We start from the raw sequence: 14,110 nt of genomic DNA, 5'->3' as shown, positions 1-14,110 counted from the left end.
CCTTCGGGTCCCGTTTTTTTCGCCTTTAAATGTATACACTTATACAAATGCACCATTTAATTTCATAAAAACGACATGTCGCCCTGTTCCGGTGCGAGTGGTTCTTGGTAAAGTCGGAAAAAAACCAATAAGTCCAACTCTCTCTGGTGAATGTCTCCATGATCGAATCTGTCGAAGATTTCCTCGCGCGCCTGAAACAACGCGACCCGGCCCAGCCTGAATTCCATCAGGCAGTCGAAGAAGTGTTGCGCAGCCTCTGGCCTTTCCTTGAGGCCAACCCTCATTATCTTCAGGCCGGCATTCTCGAACGTATGGTTGAGCCTGAGCGCGCGATCCTGTTCCGTGTGTCGTGGGTCGATGATGCGGGCAAGGTCCAGGTCAACCGCGGCTACCGTATACAGATGAGCAGCGCCATCGGCCCGTACAAGGGCGGTCTGCGTTTCCATCCCTCGGTGAACCTGGGTGTGCTCAAGTTCCTGGCCTTCGAGCAAGTGTTCAAGAACTCCCTGACCTCGCTGCCCATGGGCGGCGGCAAAGGCGGCTCGGACTTCGATCCGAAGGGCAAGAGTGATGCTGAAGTCATGCGCTTCTGCCAGGCCTTCATGAGCGAGTTGTACCGTCACATCGGTGCGGACCTGGACGTACCAGCCGGTGATATCGGCGTTGGTGCTCGCGAAATCGGCTTCATGTTTGGCCAGTACAAGCGTCTGGCCAATCAGTTCACTTCGGTACTGACCGGCAAGGGCATGACCTACGGCGGCAGCCTGATTCGCCCTGAAGCCACTGGCTACGGTTGCGTATACTTCGCCGAAGAAATGCTCAAGCGTCAGGACCTGCGCATTGACGGTCGCCGCGTGGCGATCTCCGGCTCCGGCAACGTCGCCCAGTACGCTGCACGCAAGGTCATGGACCTGGGCGGCAAGGTGATCTCGCTGTCCGACTCCGAAGGCACCCTGTTCTGCGAAGCCGGCATGACCGATGAGCAGTGGGATGCACTGATGGAACTGAAGAACGTCAAGCGTGGCCGCATCAGCGAGTTGGCTGAGCGTTTCGGCCTGGAGTTCCGCAAAGGTCAGACGCCATGGAGCCTGGCGTGCGATATCGCCTTGCCGTGTGCAACCCAGAACGAACTCAATGGCGAAGACGCCCGTACCTTGCTGCGCAACGGCTGCATCTGCGTAGCTGAAGGCGCCAACATGCCGACCACCCTCGATGCTGTGGATATCTTTATCGAGGCCGGCATCCTCTTCGCACCGGGTAAGGCGTCCAACGCCGGTGGTGTCGCGGTGAGCGGTCTGGAAATGTCGCAGAACGCCATGCGCCTGCTGTGGACTGCCGGTGAAGTGGACAGCAAGCTGCACAACATCATGCAGTCGATCCACCACGCCTGTGTGCACTACGGCGAAGAGAACGGCCGGATCAACTACGTCAAAGGCGCCAACATCGCCGGCTTCGTCAAAGTCGCCGATGCCATGCTGGCGCAGGGCGTGGTTTAAGGCTCTGGGGTAATGGCGACGATCTCGATCGACAGATCCCCTGCCGGTCGTCGCCACAGCACTTCGTCACCGGGCGCAGCACCCAGCAGGGCGCGGCCCAAGGGTGATCCCCAATTGATCAGGCCCTTGCTGGCATCGGCCTGATCTTCACCCACCAGTTGCACATCATGCTGCTGGTTCTGTTCATCGATAAAAATCACCCGACTGCCAATCTGCACTTTATCCACCGCGCTTGCCTTGGGCACAACCTGGGCGCTCTGGACGCGGGCAGTGAAGTAACGCAGGTCACGCTCCGCGTCGGCCAGACGTTGCTTGTCGGCGTGTTCGCCTTGAACCTGCAGTTCGTTGCGCAGCGCATTCAGCGCATGGACCCGTTGTTGCAATTGGGCCAGGCCTAGGGCGGTGACATAGTTGGGCTGTTCGCTGACCTTGCGCTCCACCGGCTGGTCGGCCTGGTCGGCAGCTTGGTCTTCGTTGACGAATGCTCGGCTCATGATGGCCTCCTTTCACAGGAGACCATGCTTGCACATCACGCGTTGCATTGGCTGTCTGCGTGCGACCTATTTACGTCGATAGGCGCGCGCGGCATCGCGGTCCTTTTCTTGCTGCCATTGCTCATCGCGTTCATCCCAATGGTGTGCACGATAATCCTGCAGGTCCTGGTTTTCCTGCATCGCCTGACACTGGCGCAAGCCATCGTCCCAGCCGGTTTCGTACTGTGGATTGTGCAAGTAGCGGGAGACATCCTTACGAAAATCCCCGGCCATCACTCCGGCAGCCTGACGACCGCTGCTGCAGCCGTCCTCAAAGCCGTCGGCATAGGCCGGGGGATAGCCTTGATTGATCAACTGCTCGTGGGTTGGTTGGCAACCTGTGAGCAAGACTATTATCCACACCGCCACCCAGTAACGCCGCATGTCCAGACTCTCCGATTGTCAAGGAGAGTCTATGGGAGGATTTGTCGTTGCCGCGTCAAAACGGTGTGACTGCGGTATTGGGGTAAATAGCCCCATGGAGTGGACTCAGTAGTGATACCACTTCAATTCCAGCATCACCTCATTCTGCGCCCTCGCCAGTTGGCTGAAGTCGCGCCTGGCACTGAGCCTCAACCCCAGGTCACGGGACAGTTCCCACTGCTGATTCAAGCTCAGGCTACGGCGTACTTCGCCATTGGTGAAGTAATCACCCTTGGCCTCCAGGCTTAGGGTACCGAGTGGATTGCGCCACAGCAGGCCGGTGTTGAAGCCGGCAGCCGGGGAGATGAACTCGGCAAAGTCATTGTTGTGTTCGACGCGCACCGTACCCAGGGCGAAACCGAGCATGTCGTCAGCCAGTTGCCAGGTGCCGCCCGCGCCGCCATTGACGTGACTGACCAGCACTTCGTCCTCATGCTTGCCCAGCACCCGCTCAAGGCCGCCAGTAACCTGCCAAGACCAAGGCTGCAGCAGATCGTTGCGCGGTGTCAGCGAGCGGATGGTGGCCAGGTCAAAGCGCTGCACCTGCCAGTCGTTGTTTTCGTACTGGCGCACCTTTAGCTGGAGGATCTCGATCTGGGCACCCAGCGGGAAACCGTAGGCGTTGTCGTTGAGGTCGTGGTAGGCCATGCGCAGCCCGTATTCAGCAAAGGCGCGATCCTCGCGGGTGCCCGCGCCCAGCTGCCAGGTGCGCGACTGGTGGCCGTCCTCGGGCAGCCCCGGGCGCTCGATGTCCAGCGCTGGTGGTGGATTGCGGTTGATTGCCCGCAGCAATTCGAAGCTGCGCTTGGTGCGCGCCGGATCGCGTTCCCGGCCATTGGCCCGGTAGCGTTCAAGGCGATACGCAGCGTCTTGCACCAGTGCTTGGCGATCGCGGGGCAGGGCGGTGAATTCGGGATTTTGCAGGTAAGCGGTATCGGCACTGACCGCCAGTACTTGTTGCTGCTCATCAGTGCTGAGCGGCTTGGCGCGCTCCAGCAGTTCACGCTCGCGCGATGGGCGATAGTCGATTCGCTCCACCAGGCCGGACTGCTTGACCGCCTTGACCGTGTCGGTGGGGATTGCGGTCAGCGGGAACTGTGAGGTCAGGTCCAGGCTCGGGCGAGCCACCTGGAGCAATTCGAGCAGGCGGTAGGAGCAGTTTTCATCGAAGAAGAAATAGTCGAACTGGATCTGCTTGAGTTCCCAGATATGTTCGACCATGCGCCCGGTTTCCTCCGGTGTCAGGTTCAGTCGGTATTCCCACAGGTCGCGGTTTTCCAGGCTGCGGTACTCGGAGAGTTTTTCCTGATAAGGCACCAGGGCAAACAGGCCCGGATAGCCGCCCATCAGGCCTTTCCAGGCATAAAGGATGCTGTTGTCGTTGCCTTCGATGTAGGCACCGAAGTTGATCGCATAGCTGAGCAGGGCGGTGTCGTTGCTTTGCACGTCAGCCTGGTCGATGCGCAACAGGGTGTGACCGAACATCGACGAAGGGCTGTTGAGGTAGGCTGCGGGGAAGATCATCACCGCGCTATGCGGCGAGACGTCCTTGTACCACTGGGTGAATTCCTTGCAGTCCGGTGCGGGCAGGTCATCGAGCTGCAGTTGTTCGCGCAGCCAGCGCGTTCGCGCCGGGAATACACACTGGGCATGTTTATCGCCGAGACTGGCCGGCGCATAAAGCGCGCGAACAGTGGCGCGTAACTCTTGATCGGGATGGTGGGCACCGTCTTCGGCGAGGAAAAAGCGCCGATCATCGACATAGCTGCGCCAGCCACCGAGCTTGGCCGTTTCATAGTGACCCAGGGAAATCCAATAGTGGTCAGCAGCCAGTTGCGCCAGACGCGGGTCATCGAACGAGGGAGCAGCATGCAGCGGGGCGCAGGCACAGAGCGCCAGGTAGGCAAGGCGTTTGAGCATGTCGGGCAACTAAGTCTGAATGATGCCGATAGAGGCAGGAAACAACCCGCCCCGGTCAGGGGCGGGTGGGCCGAGCTTAAGCCTGGGTTGCGTATTTTGCCAGGCGTGGATCGCTTTTCAGCACCGCCAGGGTGTTGGTATGGACATCTTCGGCAGTCACATCCGCCGTCTTGAAGATTTCCTGGAAGTGTTGGTGAGTGACAGCGGCAAAGTGCGCACGGTCTTCTGGAGCGACACCGAGCACTACAGCATAGGTGGTCAGCGCTTCACCTTTGCCCATGGCCATGTCTTCGGAAAGCTCGTTCATCATGCCGTTCATGGCGAACCAGGATTTACCACCGTAGGTCAGCGCCGAGTTGGTCGAGCAGCCATTGGTGCCTGAGGTCATGCCGAAGGTGGCGTTGCCGGAGGTGCCGTTGGTGGTGGAGGCGAGGAAGTGAGCAGGGGTGCCGCGTTGGCCCTCGAACAGCATGTTGCCCCAGCCGCAGTCCGGTCCGCCAGGGGCCTGAGCCATGGCATTGAGTGATACCGCGGTGAACAGAGTACCCAGAAGAATCCGTTTCATAGCGTTTGTTCTCTTTCTAGTCGTACATACCAAAGGTCAGGGTTGTCTGGCTTGGCTTCGGGAGCGTTTACCAGGGGCGGGTCGGTTGTTTACCCAGCCGCGCAGTAATGGAGTTTAGGCACGATCTAAGGGTTCCGTGATTTATTGCCAAAAATTGCTTGAGAATATTGACGTGGATCGGGTTTTCGACCCTGCGAAGTATTGTGCCGATGAGCCTTGCAACACGCGTGCAGGCGGCGCCAGAATGCCGTCATCTGCCCCGCCGAAGTAAGGAAGCCCGATGCCCGATCCTGTTGCTGCGAGCCTGCGTCTTGCGCCAGAAGCCTTGACCCGGCCGTTTTCCGCCGAACAGTTCGCCTTTTCCACCACCAATGATCTGGAGCCTTTTCGCGGTGTGCTTGGCCAGGAACGTGCTGTCGAAGCGCTGCAGTTCGGCGTCGCCATGCCGCGTCCTGGGTACAACGTATTTGTCATGGGCGAGCCCGGTACAGGGCGTTTCTCGTTCGTCAAACGTTACCTCAAGGCCGAAGGCAAGCGCCTGCAGACGCCGTCGGACTGGGTCTACGTCAATAACTTCGACGAACCACGTGAGCCGCGGGCACTGGAACTGCCACCCGGCAGCGCCGGTGCTTTCATCAGCGACATTGGCGGCCTGATCGACAACCTGCTGGCAACGTTTCCGGCGGTGTTTGAACACCCGTCCTACCAGCAGAAGAAGAGTGCCATCGACCGTGCCTTCAACCAGCGTTATGACCGCGCCCTGGATGTGATTGAACGCGCCTCGCTGGAAAAAGACGTCGCCCTGTACCGCGACAGCAGCAACGTTGCATTTACTCCAATGGCCGATGGCAAGGCACTGGATGAGGCGGAGTTTGCCCAGTTGCCGGAAGCCGACCGCGAACGCTTCCACGACGACATCGCCGCCCTGGAGGAGCGTCTCAACGAAGAGTTGGCCAGTCTGCCGCAGTGGAAGCGTGAGTCGAACAATCAACTGCGTCAGTTGAATGAGGAAACCATCACCCTGGCGCTTCAGCCGCTGCTGGCACCGCTGTCTGAAAAGTACGCAGAAAATGCTGCGGTCTGCGCCTACTTGCAGGGCATGCAGGTTTACCTGCTACGCACAGTGGTCGAGCAACTGGTCGATGACAGCAAGACCGACGCCCAGGCGCGCAAACTGCTTGAGGAGCAATACGCACCAAGCCTGGTCGTCGGCCATCACGTAAGTGGTGGTGCGCCGGTAGTGTTTGAGCCGCACCCAACCTATGACAATCTGTTTGGTCGGATTGAATACAGCACCGACCAGGGCGCGCTTTACACCACCTACCGTCAGTTGCGCCCCGGCGCCTTGCACCGGGCCAATGGTGGTTTCCTGATTCTTGAAGCAGAGAAGATGCTCGGCGAGCCTTTTGTCTGGGATGCGCTCAAGCGTGCCTTGCAATCGCGCAAGCTGAAGATGGAGTCACCGCTGGGTGAATACGGCCGCCTGGCCACCGTCACCCTCAATCCGCAAATGATCCCGCTGAACATTAAAGTGGTGATCATCGGCTCGCGTCAGTTGTATTACGCCCTGCAAGATCATGATCCGGACTTCCAGGAAATGTTCCGGGTACTGGTCGACTTCGACGAAGACATCCCCATGGTCGACGAAAGCCTGGAGCAGTTCGCCCAGTTGCTCAAGACCCGCACCAGCGAGGAGGGTATGGCGCCTTTGAGCGCAGATGCCGTGGCTCGCCTGGCAACCTACAGCGCACGCCTGGCCGAACACCAGGGGCGCTTGTCGGCGCGTATCGGCGACTTGTTCCAGCTGGTCAGCGAGGCGGACTTCATTCGTCACCTGGCCAACGATGAGATGACCGATGTTGGCCATATCGAACGGGCACTCAAGGCCAAGGCCACCCGCACAGGTCGAGTTTCGGCGCGGATTCTCGACGACATGCTCGCCGGAATCATCCTCATCGACACCGAAGGGGCTGCAGTCGGCAAGTGCAATGGCCTGACCGTGCTGGAAGTTGGTGACTCGGCCTTCGGGATACCTGCGCGGATCTCTGCAACGGTGTACCCCGGTGGCAGTGGCATCGTCGACATCGAGCGTGAGGTCAACCTCGGCCAGCCGATTCACTCCAAGGGGGTGATGATCCTCACCGGATACCTGGGCAGTCGCTATGCCCAGGAGTTCCCTCTGGCGATTTCGGCGAGTATTGCCCTGGAACAGTCCTACGGTTACGTGGACGGTGACAGTGCCTCGCTGGGTGAGGCTTGCACGTTGATCTCGGCCTTGTCGAAAACTCCGCTCAAGCAGTGTTTCGCCATCACTGGTTCGATCAACCAGTTTGGTGAAGTACAGGCGGTCGGAGGGGTCAACGAGAAGATCGAAGGCTTCTTCCGGCTCTGTGAGGCGCGAGGCCTGACGGGTGAGCAGGGCGCGATCATTCCGAAAGCTAACGTCGCCACCCTGATGCTCGATGAACGGGTGCTGCAGGCGGTGCGGGCCGGGATGTTCCACGTCTATGCCGTGAGTCAGGCGGACGAGGCGTTGAGCCTGCTGGTCGGCGAGCCGGCCGGTGAGCCGGATGAAGAGGGTGAATTTCCTGAGGGTAGTGTCAACGCCCGCGTGGTCGAGCGCTTGCGGGTCATCGCCGAGATGATCAGTGAAGAAGACCTCAAAGAGGCCGAGAAAGAACAGGCCGAGCAAGCCTTGGCCCAAGTAAAACCGACCTGAGTCAAATTATCGGCGCCGCAGCGACCATGACCGCTCGGCGCCGGTTTTTCCACGCGACAGTAGATTTCTTCTATTCTTCACTTCAGGGATTGTAGTCATTACAGGAACGAAACAGCCTTGCCTGTAAGGCTGAACAAGGGTTTTACCGAGGATCGTCGCCATGCCGCGCAGCCTCAGCCTCACTCGCCAATGCCTGGGCCTGGTGACCCGCATTGAATGCAGTATTCGCCCACTGGCCGGTGACAACGGCATGTGGACCCTCCTGTTCGCCGCCGGTATGGCTGGCGAGCAACCGTCTGCGATCAAGGCCCAAGGGCCGTTTCATGGACCCTTTGTGGCTGAGTCGGTACTCGACGCGATTGTCGATAGCCTAACCCTGCACGGTTACCAAGTGGCTGATGACCCGCAGATCTGGTGCGTGCATCTGCAAGCCCAGCTTCGTCGGATCAATGGTGAACGTGTACATCACGTCGGTGATTTCCAGTTCCATCCGGAAACCTGAAGCGTTCATCCGGACTCACCTGCACCATGCCCAACACAGCCCCTGTGGCAGCGTGCCACGGGCTTTTTCTGTCATGCCTGGCTGTTATACTCGCGCTCGCTTTTTTCGCCACCTGACGAGTTTTCAATGGAACGTATTATCGAAAATGCGATGTATGCCTCGCGCTGGCTGCTCGCCCCGATCTATTTTGGTCTGTCGTTGGGCCTGCTGGCGCTGGCACTGAAGTTCTTTCAGGAGATCTTCCACGTCCTGCCCAACGTCTTCGCCCTGGCTGAAGCCGACCTGATCCTGGTGCTGCTGTCGCTGATCGACATGGCTCTGGTCGGTGGCTTGCTGGTGATGGTGATGATCTCCGGTTACGAGAACTTCGTCTCGCAACTGGATATCGACGAAGACAAAGAGAAGCTCAGCTGGTTGGGCAAGATGGACTCATCTTCGCTGAAGATGAAAGTCGCTGCCTCCATCGTGGCGATTTCCTCGATCCATCTGCTGCGGGTGTTCATGGATGCGCGCAACATCGAGACTGAGTACTTGATGTGGTACGTGATCATCCATATGACTTTCGTGGTCTCAGCCTTTGCCATGGGCTACCTGGACAAGGTCACCAAGCACTGATCGACCGCTGGTGCAGTAATCTGCCGCCCGTCCGTTGCAAAACGGACGGGCGGTTGCGTTTTGGCTTGTGCTTTGGTCGTGGTTGTACAAAAAATGAACCGTCACTCGAAGTGCCAGTCACGAGGTATCGCAATGAACCTTCAACAACTGAACACCGAGGCCAAGGCCGGTCATGTCGAAGAACTCAACCTGATAGCCATCGAGGGCGGAGATTTCATTCTTGAGGCCCGGGTTAAAGGTCATGCCCATCCACTCTCAGATGCACGTGGCGAGCGCCTGAAAGTCCATTCAGTGGTCGATGCGCAGCGCCTGCTCAATGGCTTGCCTGCCGTGCCGGTACACCTGGTGCACTGGTCGATGGATGACGAGATGTGCGGAGGCAGTAGCACCGGTGATGGCGACCTGAAAATACCGATGCCCCGGCGTTCTGCCTGGTAGCTGAACTGCCACGCCGCAGTGTGCTAGGCTGCTCGCCCTTTTCATAAAGGGCGCGGTTGTCATGCGCCCTGCTGCGGAGCAAGCAAATGTCCGAAATCAATCTGTCTACCGACGAAACTCGCGTCAGCTACGGTATTGGCCGTCAGCTGGGTGGCCAACTGCGTGACAACCCGCCACCGGGCGTGAGCCTGGACGCCATCCTGGCCGGTCTGACCGACGCCTTCAATGGTCAGGCCAGCCGCGTTAGCGAAGAAGACCTGTCGGCCAGCTTCAAGGTCATCCGCGAAATCATGCAGGCTGAAGCTGCAGCCAAGGCTGAAGCCGCTGCTGGCGAAGGTAAGGCCTTCCTGGTTGAAAACGCCAAGCGTGACGGCATCACCACCCTGGCCTCGGGTCTGCAATTTGAAGTGCTGACCGCAGGTGAAGGCGCCAAGCCTAGCCGTGACGACACCGTTCGCACTCACTACCATGGCACCCTGATCGACGGCACCGTGTTCGACAGCTCCTACGAGCGTGGCCAGCCAGCAGAGTTCCCGGTTGGCGGCGTGATCGCTGGCTGGACCGAAGCCCTGCAACTGATGAACGCCGGTAGCAAATGGCGCCTGTACGTTCCGAGCGAGCTGGCCTACGGCGCTCAGGGCGTTGGCAGCATCCCGCCGCACAGCGTTCTGGTGTTCGACGTCGAGCTGCTCGACGTACTGTAAGGCCCTCATCGCCGGCAAGGCTGGCTCCCAACAAAGATTGCACTGATCTGAAGATCAACGGGGTCTCTGTGGGAGCTGGCTTTGCCAGCGATGCCTTTTCAGTTCCATTCGGCCCCACCACCTGGGCGCAACGCCCGCGCATAGCAGAACAGGAACAGGTTCCTCACCAGTTCCTTGAGCACAATAGGCTCGCTCGAATTCAAACCATTGAGGTCCAGGTCACCCTGGTCGCGCAGCTCGTCCAGTGCTTCTTCTTCAAGCACGGCACAGACTTCACCGGTTTCCCGATGCAGGATGCGCAAGTACGGATGGGGGCGGTCAAGCCAGGCGTCGATCAGATAAGTCATGGCTATTCTCCTTGGAAGCGTCCAATGAGAATAATTCTTATTATCAAAATAGCAAGGGGCTATTGGCAAAAAATTGCCCAATGGTGCAGCGAGGTGGTTCGAGGCTGATTGCCAGCCCCGAAACCATGGGCATTCAGACCTTGCGGACGAATTCCGATTTCAGCTTCATCGGGCCGATGCCGTCGATCTTGCAATCGATATCGTGGTCGCCATCGCACAAGCGGATGTTCTTGACCTTGGTGCCGACCTTGACCACCAGCGAGGTGCCCTTGACCTTCAGGTCTTTGATCACGGTAATGGTGTCGCCGTCCTGCAGGACGTTGCCTACCGAATCCTTCTTGACCGCTTCATCGCTCACTACCTCGGCGTCACCGGCGGCGGACCACTCATGGGCGCACTCAGGGCAGATCAGCTGAGTGCCGTCTTCGTAGGTGTATTCGGAGTTGCATTTAGGGCAGGGTGGCAAAGTGCTCACTAGGGTTCCTCAAGACGTACAGGTACAAAACCTACATTGTATAGGGTTTTGTCCGTCAGAGGTTAATCGGGCCCATCGAGCGATGGGCCGCGGGGCAGGATCAGTGGGTACGGGCGACGGCGAATTCGCTCAGTTCTACCAGCGCATCGCGGTATTCGCTGGCTGGTAGCACGTTCAGGCAGGCGATGGCGCGGGCCACGTAGTCGCGAGCCAGTTGTGCGGTGTAGTCCAGGGAACCGGAGGCCTCGACTGCAGCACGGATGCTTTCGAGGTCTTCGATGCCGCCTTTCTGAATCGCCTGACGCACCAGCGCAGCTTGTTCGGCGGTGCCTTCGCGCATGGTGTAGATGAGTGGCAGGGTTGGCTTGCCTTCGGCCAGATCGTCACCGACGTTCTTGCCCAGGGTCGCTGCATCGCCCTTGTAGTCGAGCAGGTCGTCGACTAGCTGGAAGGCTACGCCCAGGTGATCACCGAAGGTGCGCAGGGCTTCACTCTGCTCAGGGGTAGCCTGGGCGAGGGCGGCAGCGCTGTGGGTCGAGGCCTCGAACAGCATCGCAGTCTTGCCGCGGATGACGTCCATGTAGACTTCTTCGGTGGTGCTGGCGTCGCGAACCTTGGACAGCTGCAGGACTTCGCCTTCGGCGATGACCCGGGTGGCCTTGGACAGGATCTGCATGACGGGCATCGAGCCCAGCTCGACCATCATCTCGAACGAGCGCGAATAGAGAAAGTCACCGACCAGCACGCTCGGCGCGTTGCCCCACAGGGCATTGGCCGTGGAGCGGCCGCGGCGCATGCCAGACATGTCGACGACATCGTCGTGCAGCAGGGTGGCGGTGTGCAGGAACTCGATGGTGGCAGCCAACAGGCGCACGTCGTCGCCTTCGCGACCAAGGGCCTTGCCACACAGCAGCACCAACAGCGGGCGCAAGCGCTTGCCACCGGCTGAAGTGATGTAGTCGCCGATTTTCGATACCAGCGGTACACGCGAAGTCAGCTGTTTCTTGATAATCTCGTCAACGGCGCTGAAGTCGTCCGCTACCGCGCGGTAGAAAGCTTGGGGTTGCATCGGCCACAGGTGCTCCATAAAGGTTGCGCGGCATGCTAGGTCGCGGGTCCCGGCGTGTCAAGGCGCGGTCCCGGCAGGCTAGGGTCGGGACTTGCAAGGGGCGGGCGCGTTGCGTACAATCGCGCACCCTGAACTTCCTGGGCAGCACCTGCCTTACGCAATTGCACTGGGCCGTTCCAGCCCTATGCAGCCATGCCAGCCAATACTCTTCCTATAAAGAGCTGGGTGAGCAGGATTATCGGAGAAATACCATGTACGCAGTAATTGTTACCGGTGGCAAGCAGTACAAAGTCGCCGAAGGTGAATACCTGAAAATCGAAAAACTGGAAATCGCCACTGGCGAATCCGTGACTTTCGACCGCGTTCTGTTGGTTGCCAATGGCGACGACGTGAACATCGGCGCTCCAGTCGTTGCTGGTGCTAAAGTTGTCGCTGAAGTGATCTCCCAAGGTCGTCACGACAAAGTGCGCATCATTAAGTTCCGCCGCCGTAAGCACCACATGAAGCGTATGGGCCACCGCCAGTGGTTCACCGAAATCAAGATCACCGGTATTTCGGCGTAATCGCCTAAATCCCCATTTCTGGAGAATTGAACCATGGCACACAAAAAAGCTGGTGGTAGTACCCGTAACGGTCGCGACTCAGAAGCCAAACGCCTTGGCGTGAAGATGTATGGCGGCCAGGCTATCGTTCCTGGCAACATCATCGTGCGTCAGCGCGGCACCCAGTTCCACGCTGGCTACGGCGTTGGCATGGGCAAGGATCACACCCTGTTCGCCAAGATCGAGGGTAAGATCAAGTTTGAAGTAAAAGGCGCCTTCGGTCGTCGTTACGTGAGCATCGTCGCGGCCTGATCGCGTTGACGCTGGAAAAGCCCTGTCTCGCGACGGGGCTTTTTCGTTTGTGGGGTGAGTCTCTTGCAAAACTGTTTGTATGGGCTGCCGGCGTGGGTTGTTACTGTCGTGACGGGGCCGCCGCGCTCACTTTTGCAAGAGCCTTATGTCTTTGTGTCACTCAGCTCGTCCAGCTGACGAGAGGCGATTTTTATGAAGTTTGTTGACGAAGTATCGATCCGGGTCAAAGCCGGTGATGGCGGTAACGGTTGCATGAGCTTCCGCCGCGAAAAATTCATTGAGAACGGTGGTCCTAACGGCGGTGACGGTGGCGACGGTGGTTCGGTGTTCATGGTGGCCGACGAGAACCTCAATACCCTGGTCGACTACCGCTACACCCGTCACTTCGAAGCCCAGCGCGGCTCCAACGGCGGCAGCACCGACTGCACCGGCAAGAAGGGCGACGACCTGATTCTGCGCGTCCCGGTCGGCACCACCGTGATCGACTCCGCGACCCAGGAAGTCATCGGCGACCTGGTCAAGCCTGGGCAGAAGCTGATGGTGGTTCAGGGCGGCTGGCACGGCCTGGGCAACACCCGCTTCAAATCCAGTACCAACCGTGCACCACGCCAGACCACGCCGGGCAAGCCAGGCGAACAGCGTGACCTGAAACTGGAAATGAAAGTGCTGGCCGACGTCGGCCTGCTGGGCTTGCCGAACGCTGGCAAGAGTACCTTCATCCGTTCGGTTTCGGCCGCCAAGCCGAAAGTCGCCGACTACCCGTTCACCACCCTGGTGCCAAACCTGGGTGTGGTCAGCGTCGACCGTTGGAAGAGCTTCGTTATCGCCGACATTCCCGGCCTGATCGAAGGCGCCTCTGACGGTGCGGGTCTGGGTATCCGTTTCCTCAAGCACCTGGCGCGTACCCGTCTGTTGCTGCACCTCGTCGACCTCGCACCGCTGGATGAAAGTAGCAGTGCCGATGCCGCCGAAGTCATCGTCAATGAGCTGACCCGGTTCAGCCCGTCGCTGGCCGAGCGTGATCGTTGGTTGGTCCTGAACAAGACCGACATGCTGATGGACGATGAGCGTGACGAGCGCGTCAAGGAAGTGGTCGAGCGTCTGCAGTGGGAAGGTCCGGTCTACGTGATCTCGGCCATCTCCAAGCAGGGCACCGAGCAGCTCAGCCGCGACATCATGCGTTACCTCGAAGACCGCGCCGACCGTCTGGCCAACGACCCGGCTTACGCCGAAGAGCTGGCAGACCTCGATCAGCGCATCGAAGACGAAGCCCGTGCCCAGCTGCAAGCCCTGGACGATGCCCGCGCCCTGCGCCGCAGTGGCGTCAAGAGCGTGCATGACATCGGCGACGACGATGACGACGATTGGGATGATGACGACGAAGACGGTCCGGAAATCATTTACGTGCGCGACTGATTCGTTGCAGTACACTAAACGCCGCTCTCTGGAG

16 protein-coding genes are annotated in these 14,110 nt (G+C 59.2%); 9 read left to right on the top strand and 7 right to left on the bottom strand.

Going from position 1 to position 14,110, the window contains the following annotated elements; genetic code table 11:
• Positions 1-158: 158 nt before the first annotated feature.
• Positions 159-1,496 carry an NADP-specific glutamate dehydrogenase gene (gene gdhA, locus CX511_RS22620; RefSeq protein WP_045187954.1) on the top strand — a complete coding sequence of 446 codons (1,338 nt, stop codon included), beginning with the start codon at positions 159-161 and terminating at the stop codon, positions 1,494-1,496.
• Here gdhA and CX511_RS22615 read toward each other — a convergent pair.
• From CX511_RS22615 to CX511_RS22600, 4 genes are all read right to left on the bottom strand, one after another.
• The gene (locus tag CX511_RS22615; RefSeq protein WP_045187956.1) at positions 1,493-1,990 is read right to left on the bottom strand and encodes a GreA/GreB family elongation factor; all 498 of its coding nucleotides are present in this window, start codon (positions 1,988-1,990) and stop codon (positions 1,493-1,495) included. The genes gdhA and CX511_RS22615 overlap by 4 nt on opposite strands.
• Positions 1,991-2,056: 66 nt before the next feature.
• Positions 2,057-2,413, bottom strand: a complete 357-nt coding sequence (locus CX511_RS22610; RefSeq protein WP_101292787.1) for a hypothetical protein — start codon at positions 2,411-2,413, stop codon at positions 2,057-2,059.
• Between the two features lie 105 nt (positions 2,414-2,518).
• Positions 2,519-4,372 (bottom strand): Lnb N-terminal periplasmic domain-containing protein, encoded by a 1,854-nt coding sequence (locus CX511_RS22605; protein ID WP_045187960.1) that lies wholly within the window; start codon positions 4,370-4,372, stop codon positions 2,519-2,521.
• A gap of 76 nt (positions 4,373-4,448) precedes the next feature.
• Positions 4,449-4,937: a DUF3015 domain-containing protein gene (locus tag CX511_RS22600; RefSeq protein WP_045187962.1), complete on the bottom strand. Its 489-nt coding sequence runs from the start codon at positions 4,935-4,937 to the stop codon at positions 4,449-4,451.
• 280 nt (positions 4,938-5,217) lie between these two features.
• On the opposite strand from CX511_RS22600, the gene CX511_RS22595 reads away from it, so the two are divergent.
• From CX511_RS22595 to bamJ, 5 genes are all read left to right on the top strand, one after another.
• Complete coding sequence (locus CX511_RS22595; RefSeq protein WP_045187964.1) at positions 5,218-7,656, top strand: Lon protease family protein; 2,439 nt, start codon at positions 5,218-5,220, stop codon at positions 7,654-7,656.
• Between the two features lie 160 nt (positions 7,657-7,816).
• Positions 7,817-8,158, top strand: a complete 342-nt coding sequence (locus CX511_RS22590) for a PA4575 family protein (RefSeq protein WP_045187966.1) — start codon at positions 7,817-7,819, stop codon at positions 8,156-8,158.
• A gap of 126 nt (positions 8,159-8,284) precedes the next feature.
• Positions 8,285-8,773 (top strand): TIGR00645 family protein, encoded by a 489-nt coding sequence (locus CX511_RS22585; protein ID WP_045187967.1) that lies wholly within the window; start codon positions 8,285-8,287, stop codon positions 8,771-8,773.
• Between the two features lie 132 nt (positions 8,774-8,905).
• Positions 8,906-9,211 carry a DUF6482 family protein gene (locus tag CX511_RS22580; RefSeq protein ID WP_045187969.1) on the top strand — a complete coding sequence of 102 codons (306 nt, stop codon included), beginning with the start codon at positions 8,906-8,908 and terminating at the stop codon, positions 9,209-9,211.
• An 86-nt stretch (positions 9,212-9,297) separates the two neighbouring features.
• Entirely contained in the window at positions 9,298-9,915 is a 618-nt protein-coding gene (bamJ, locus tag CX511_RS22575) for a BamJ family beta-barrel-assembly machinery protein (RefSeq protein ID WP_045187971.1), read from the top strand.
• Between the two features lie 98 nt (positions 9,916-10,013).
• Here the strand turns inward: bamJ and CX511_RS22570 are convergent, their stop codons facing one another.
• From CX511_RS22570 to CX511_RS22560, 3 genes are all read right to left on the bottom strand, one after another.
• On the bottom strand, positions 10,014-10,262 hold the full coding sequence (locus CX511_RS22570; RefSeq protein WP_045187973.1) for a PA4570 family protein: 249 nt from the start codon (positions 10,260-10,262) through the stop codon (positions 10,014-10,016).
• A gap of 133 nt (positions 10,263-10,395) precedes the next feature.
• A complete protein-coding gene (locus tag CX511_RS22565; RefSeq protein WP_045187974.1) occupies positions 10,396-10,737 on the bottom strand; it encodes a zinc ribbon domain-containing protein YjdM in 342 nt (113 codons plus the stop codon).
• A 100-nt stretch (positions 10,738-10,837) separates the two neighbouring features.
• Positions 10,838-11,806, bottom strand: a complete 969-nt coding sequence (locus CX511_RS22560) for a polyprenyl synthetase family protein (protein ID WP_045187976.1) — start codon at positions 11,804-11,806, stop codon at positions 10,838-10,840.
• A 251-nt stretch (positions 11,807-12,057) separates the two neighbouring features.
• Between CX511_RS22560 and rplU the strand changes: the two genes are divergently transcribed.
• The 3 genes from rplU (at position 12,058) to cgtA (ending at position 14,076) form a co-directional block, all read left to right on the top strand.
• On the top strand, positions 12,058-12,369 hold the full coding sequence (rplU, locus tag CX511_RS22555) for a 50S ribosomal protein L21 (RefSeq protein ID WP_010225695.1): 312 nt from the start codon (positions 12,058-12,060) through the stop codon (positions 12,367-12,369).
• Between the two features lie 33 nt (positions 12,370-12,402).
• Positions 12,403-12,660, top strand: coding sequence for a 50S ribosomal protein L27 (gene rpmA, locus CX511_RS22550; RefSeq protein ID WP_045187979.1), 258 nt, complete (start codon positions 12,403-12,405; stop codon positions 12,658-12,660).
• Positions 12,661-12,852: 192 nt separating this feature from the next.
• Positions 12,853-14,076 carry an Obg family GTPase CgtA gene (cgtA, locus tag CX511_RS22545; RefSeq protein WP_045187980.1) on the top strand — a complete coding sequence of 408 codons (1,224 nt, stop codon included), beginning with the start codon at positions 12,853-12,855 and terminating at the stop codon, positions 14,074-14,076.
• Positions 14,077-14,110: the final 34 nt, after the last annotated feature.

Origin of the sequence: Pseudomonas sp. S06B 330 (assembly GCF_002845275.2) — a bacterium.
In the GTDB taxonomy this organism is placed as follows: domain Bacteria; phylum Pseudomonadota; class Gammaproteobacteria; order Pseudomonadales; family Pseudomonadaceae; genus Aquipseudomonas.
Note: the sequence above shows the minus strand (reverse complement) of the source record. Positions and strands in the feature narration are given on the sequence as shown.

Excerpts from the sequence above, each read along its gene's own strand:
- gdhA (WP_045187954.1), top strand. The coding sequence starts at position 159 with ATGATCGAATCTGTCGAAGATTTCCTCGCGCGCCTGAAACAACGCGAC.
- CX511_RS22615 (WP_045187956.1), bottom strand. The coding sequence starts at position 1,990 with ATGAGCCGAGCATTCGTCAACGAAGACCAAGCTGCCGACCAGGCCGAC.
- CX511_RS22610 (WP_101292787.1), bottom strand. The coding sequence starts at position 2,413 with ATGCGGCGTTACTGGGTGGCGGTGTGGATAATAGTCTTGCTCACAGGT.
- CX511_RS22605 (WP_045187960.1), bottom strand. The coding sequence starts at position 4,372 with ATGCTCAAACGCCTTGCCTACCTGGCGCTCTGTGCCTGCGCCCCGCTG.
- CX511_RS22600 (WP_045187962.1), bottom strand. The coding sequence starts at position 4,937 with ATGAAACGGATTCTTCTGGGTACTCTGTTCACCGCGGTATCACTCAAT.
- CX511_RS22595 (WP_045187964.1), top strand. The coding sequence starts at position 5,218 with ATGCCCGATCCTGTTGCTGCGAGCCTGCGTCTTGCGCCAGAAGCCTTG.
- CX511_RS22590 (WP_045187966.1), top strand. The coding sequence starts at position 7,817 with ATGCCGCGCAGCCTCAGCCTCACTCGCCAATGCCTGGGCCTGGTGACC.
- CX511_RS22585 (WP_045187967.1), top strand. The coding sequence starts at position 8,285 with ATGGAACGTATTATCGAAAATGCGATGTATGCCTCGCGCTGGCTGCTC.
- CX511_RS22580 (WP_045187969.1), top strand. The coding sequence starts at position 8,906 with ATGAACCTTCAACAACTGAACACCGAGGCCAAGGCCGGTCATGTCGAA.
- bamJ (WP_045187971.1), top strand. The coding sequence starts at position 9,298 with ATGTCCGAAATCAATCTGTCTACCGACGAAACTCGCGTCAGCTACGGT.
- CX511_RS22570 (WP_045187973.1), bottom strand. The coding sequence starts at position 10,262 with ATGACTTATCTGATCGACGCCTGGCTTGACCGCCCCCATCCGTACTTG.
- CX511_RS22560 (WP_045187976.1), bottom strand. The coding sequence starts at position 11,806 with ATGCAACCCCAAGCTTTCTACCGCGCGGTAGCGGACGACTTCAGCGCC.
- rplU (WP_010225695.1), top strand. The coding sequence starts at position 12,058 with ATGTACGCAGTAATTGTTACCGGTGGCAAGCAGTACAAAGTCGCCGAA.
- rpmA (WP_045187979.1), top strand. The coding sequence starts at position 12,403 with ATGGCACACAAAAAAGCTGGTGGTAGTACCCGTAACGGTCGCGACTCA.
- cgtA (WP_045187980.1), top strand. The coding sequence starts at position 12,853 with ATGAAGTTTGTTGACGAAGTATCGATCCGGGTCAAAGCCGGTGATGGC.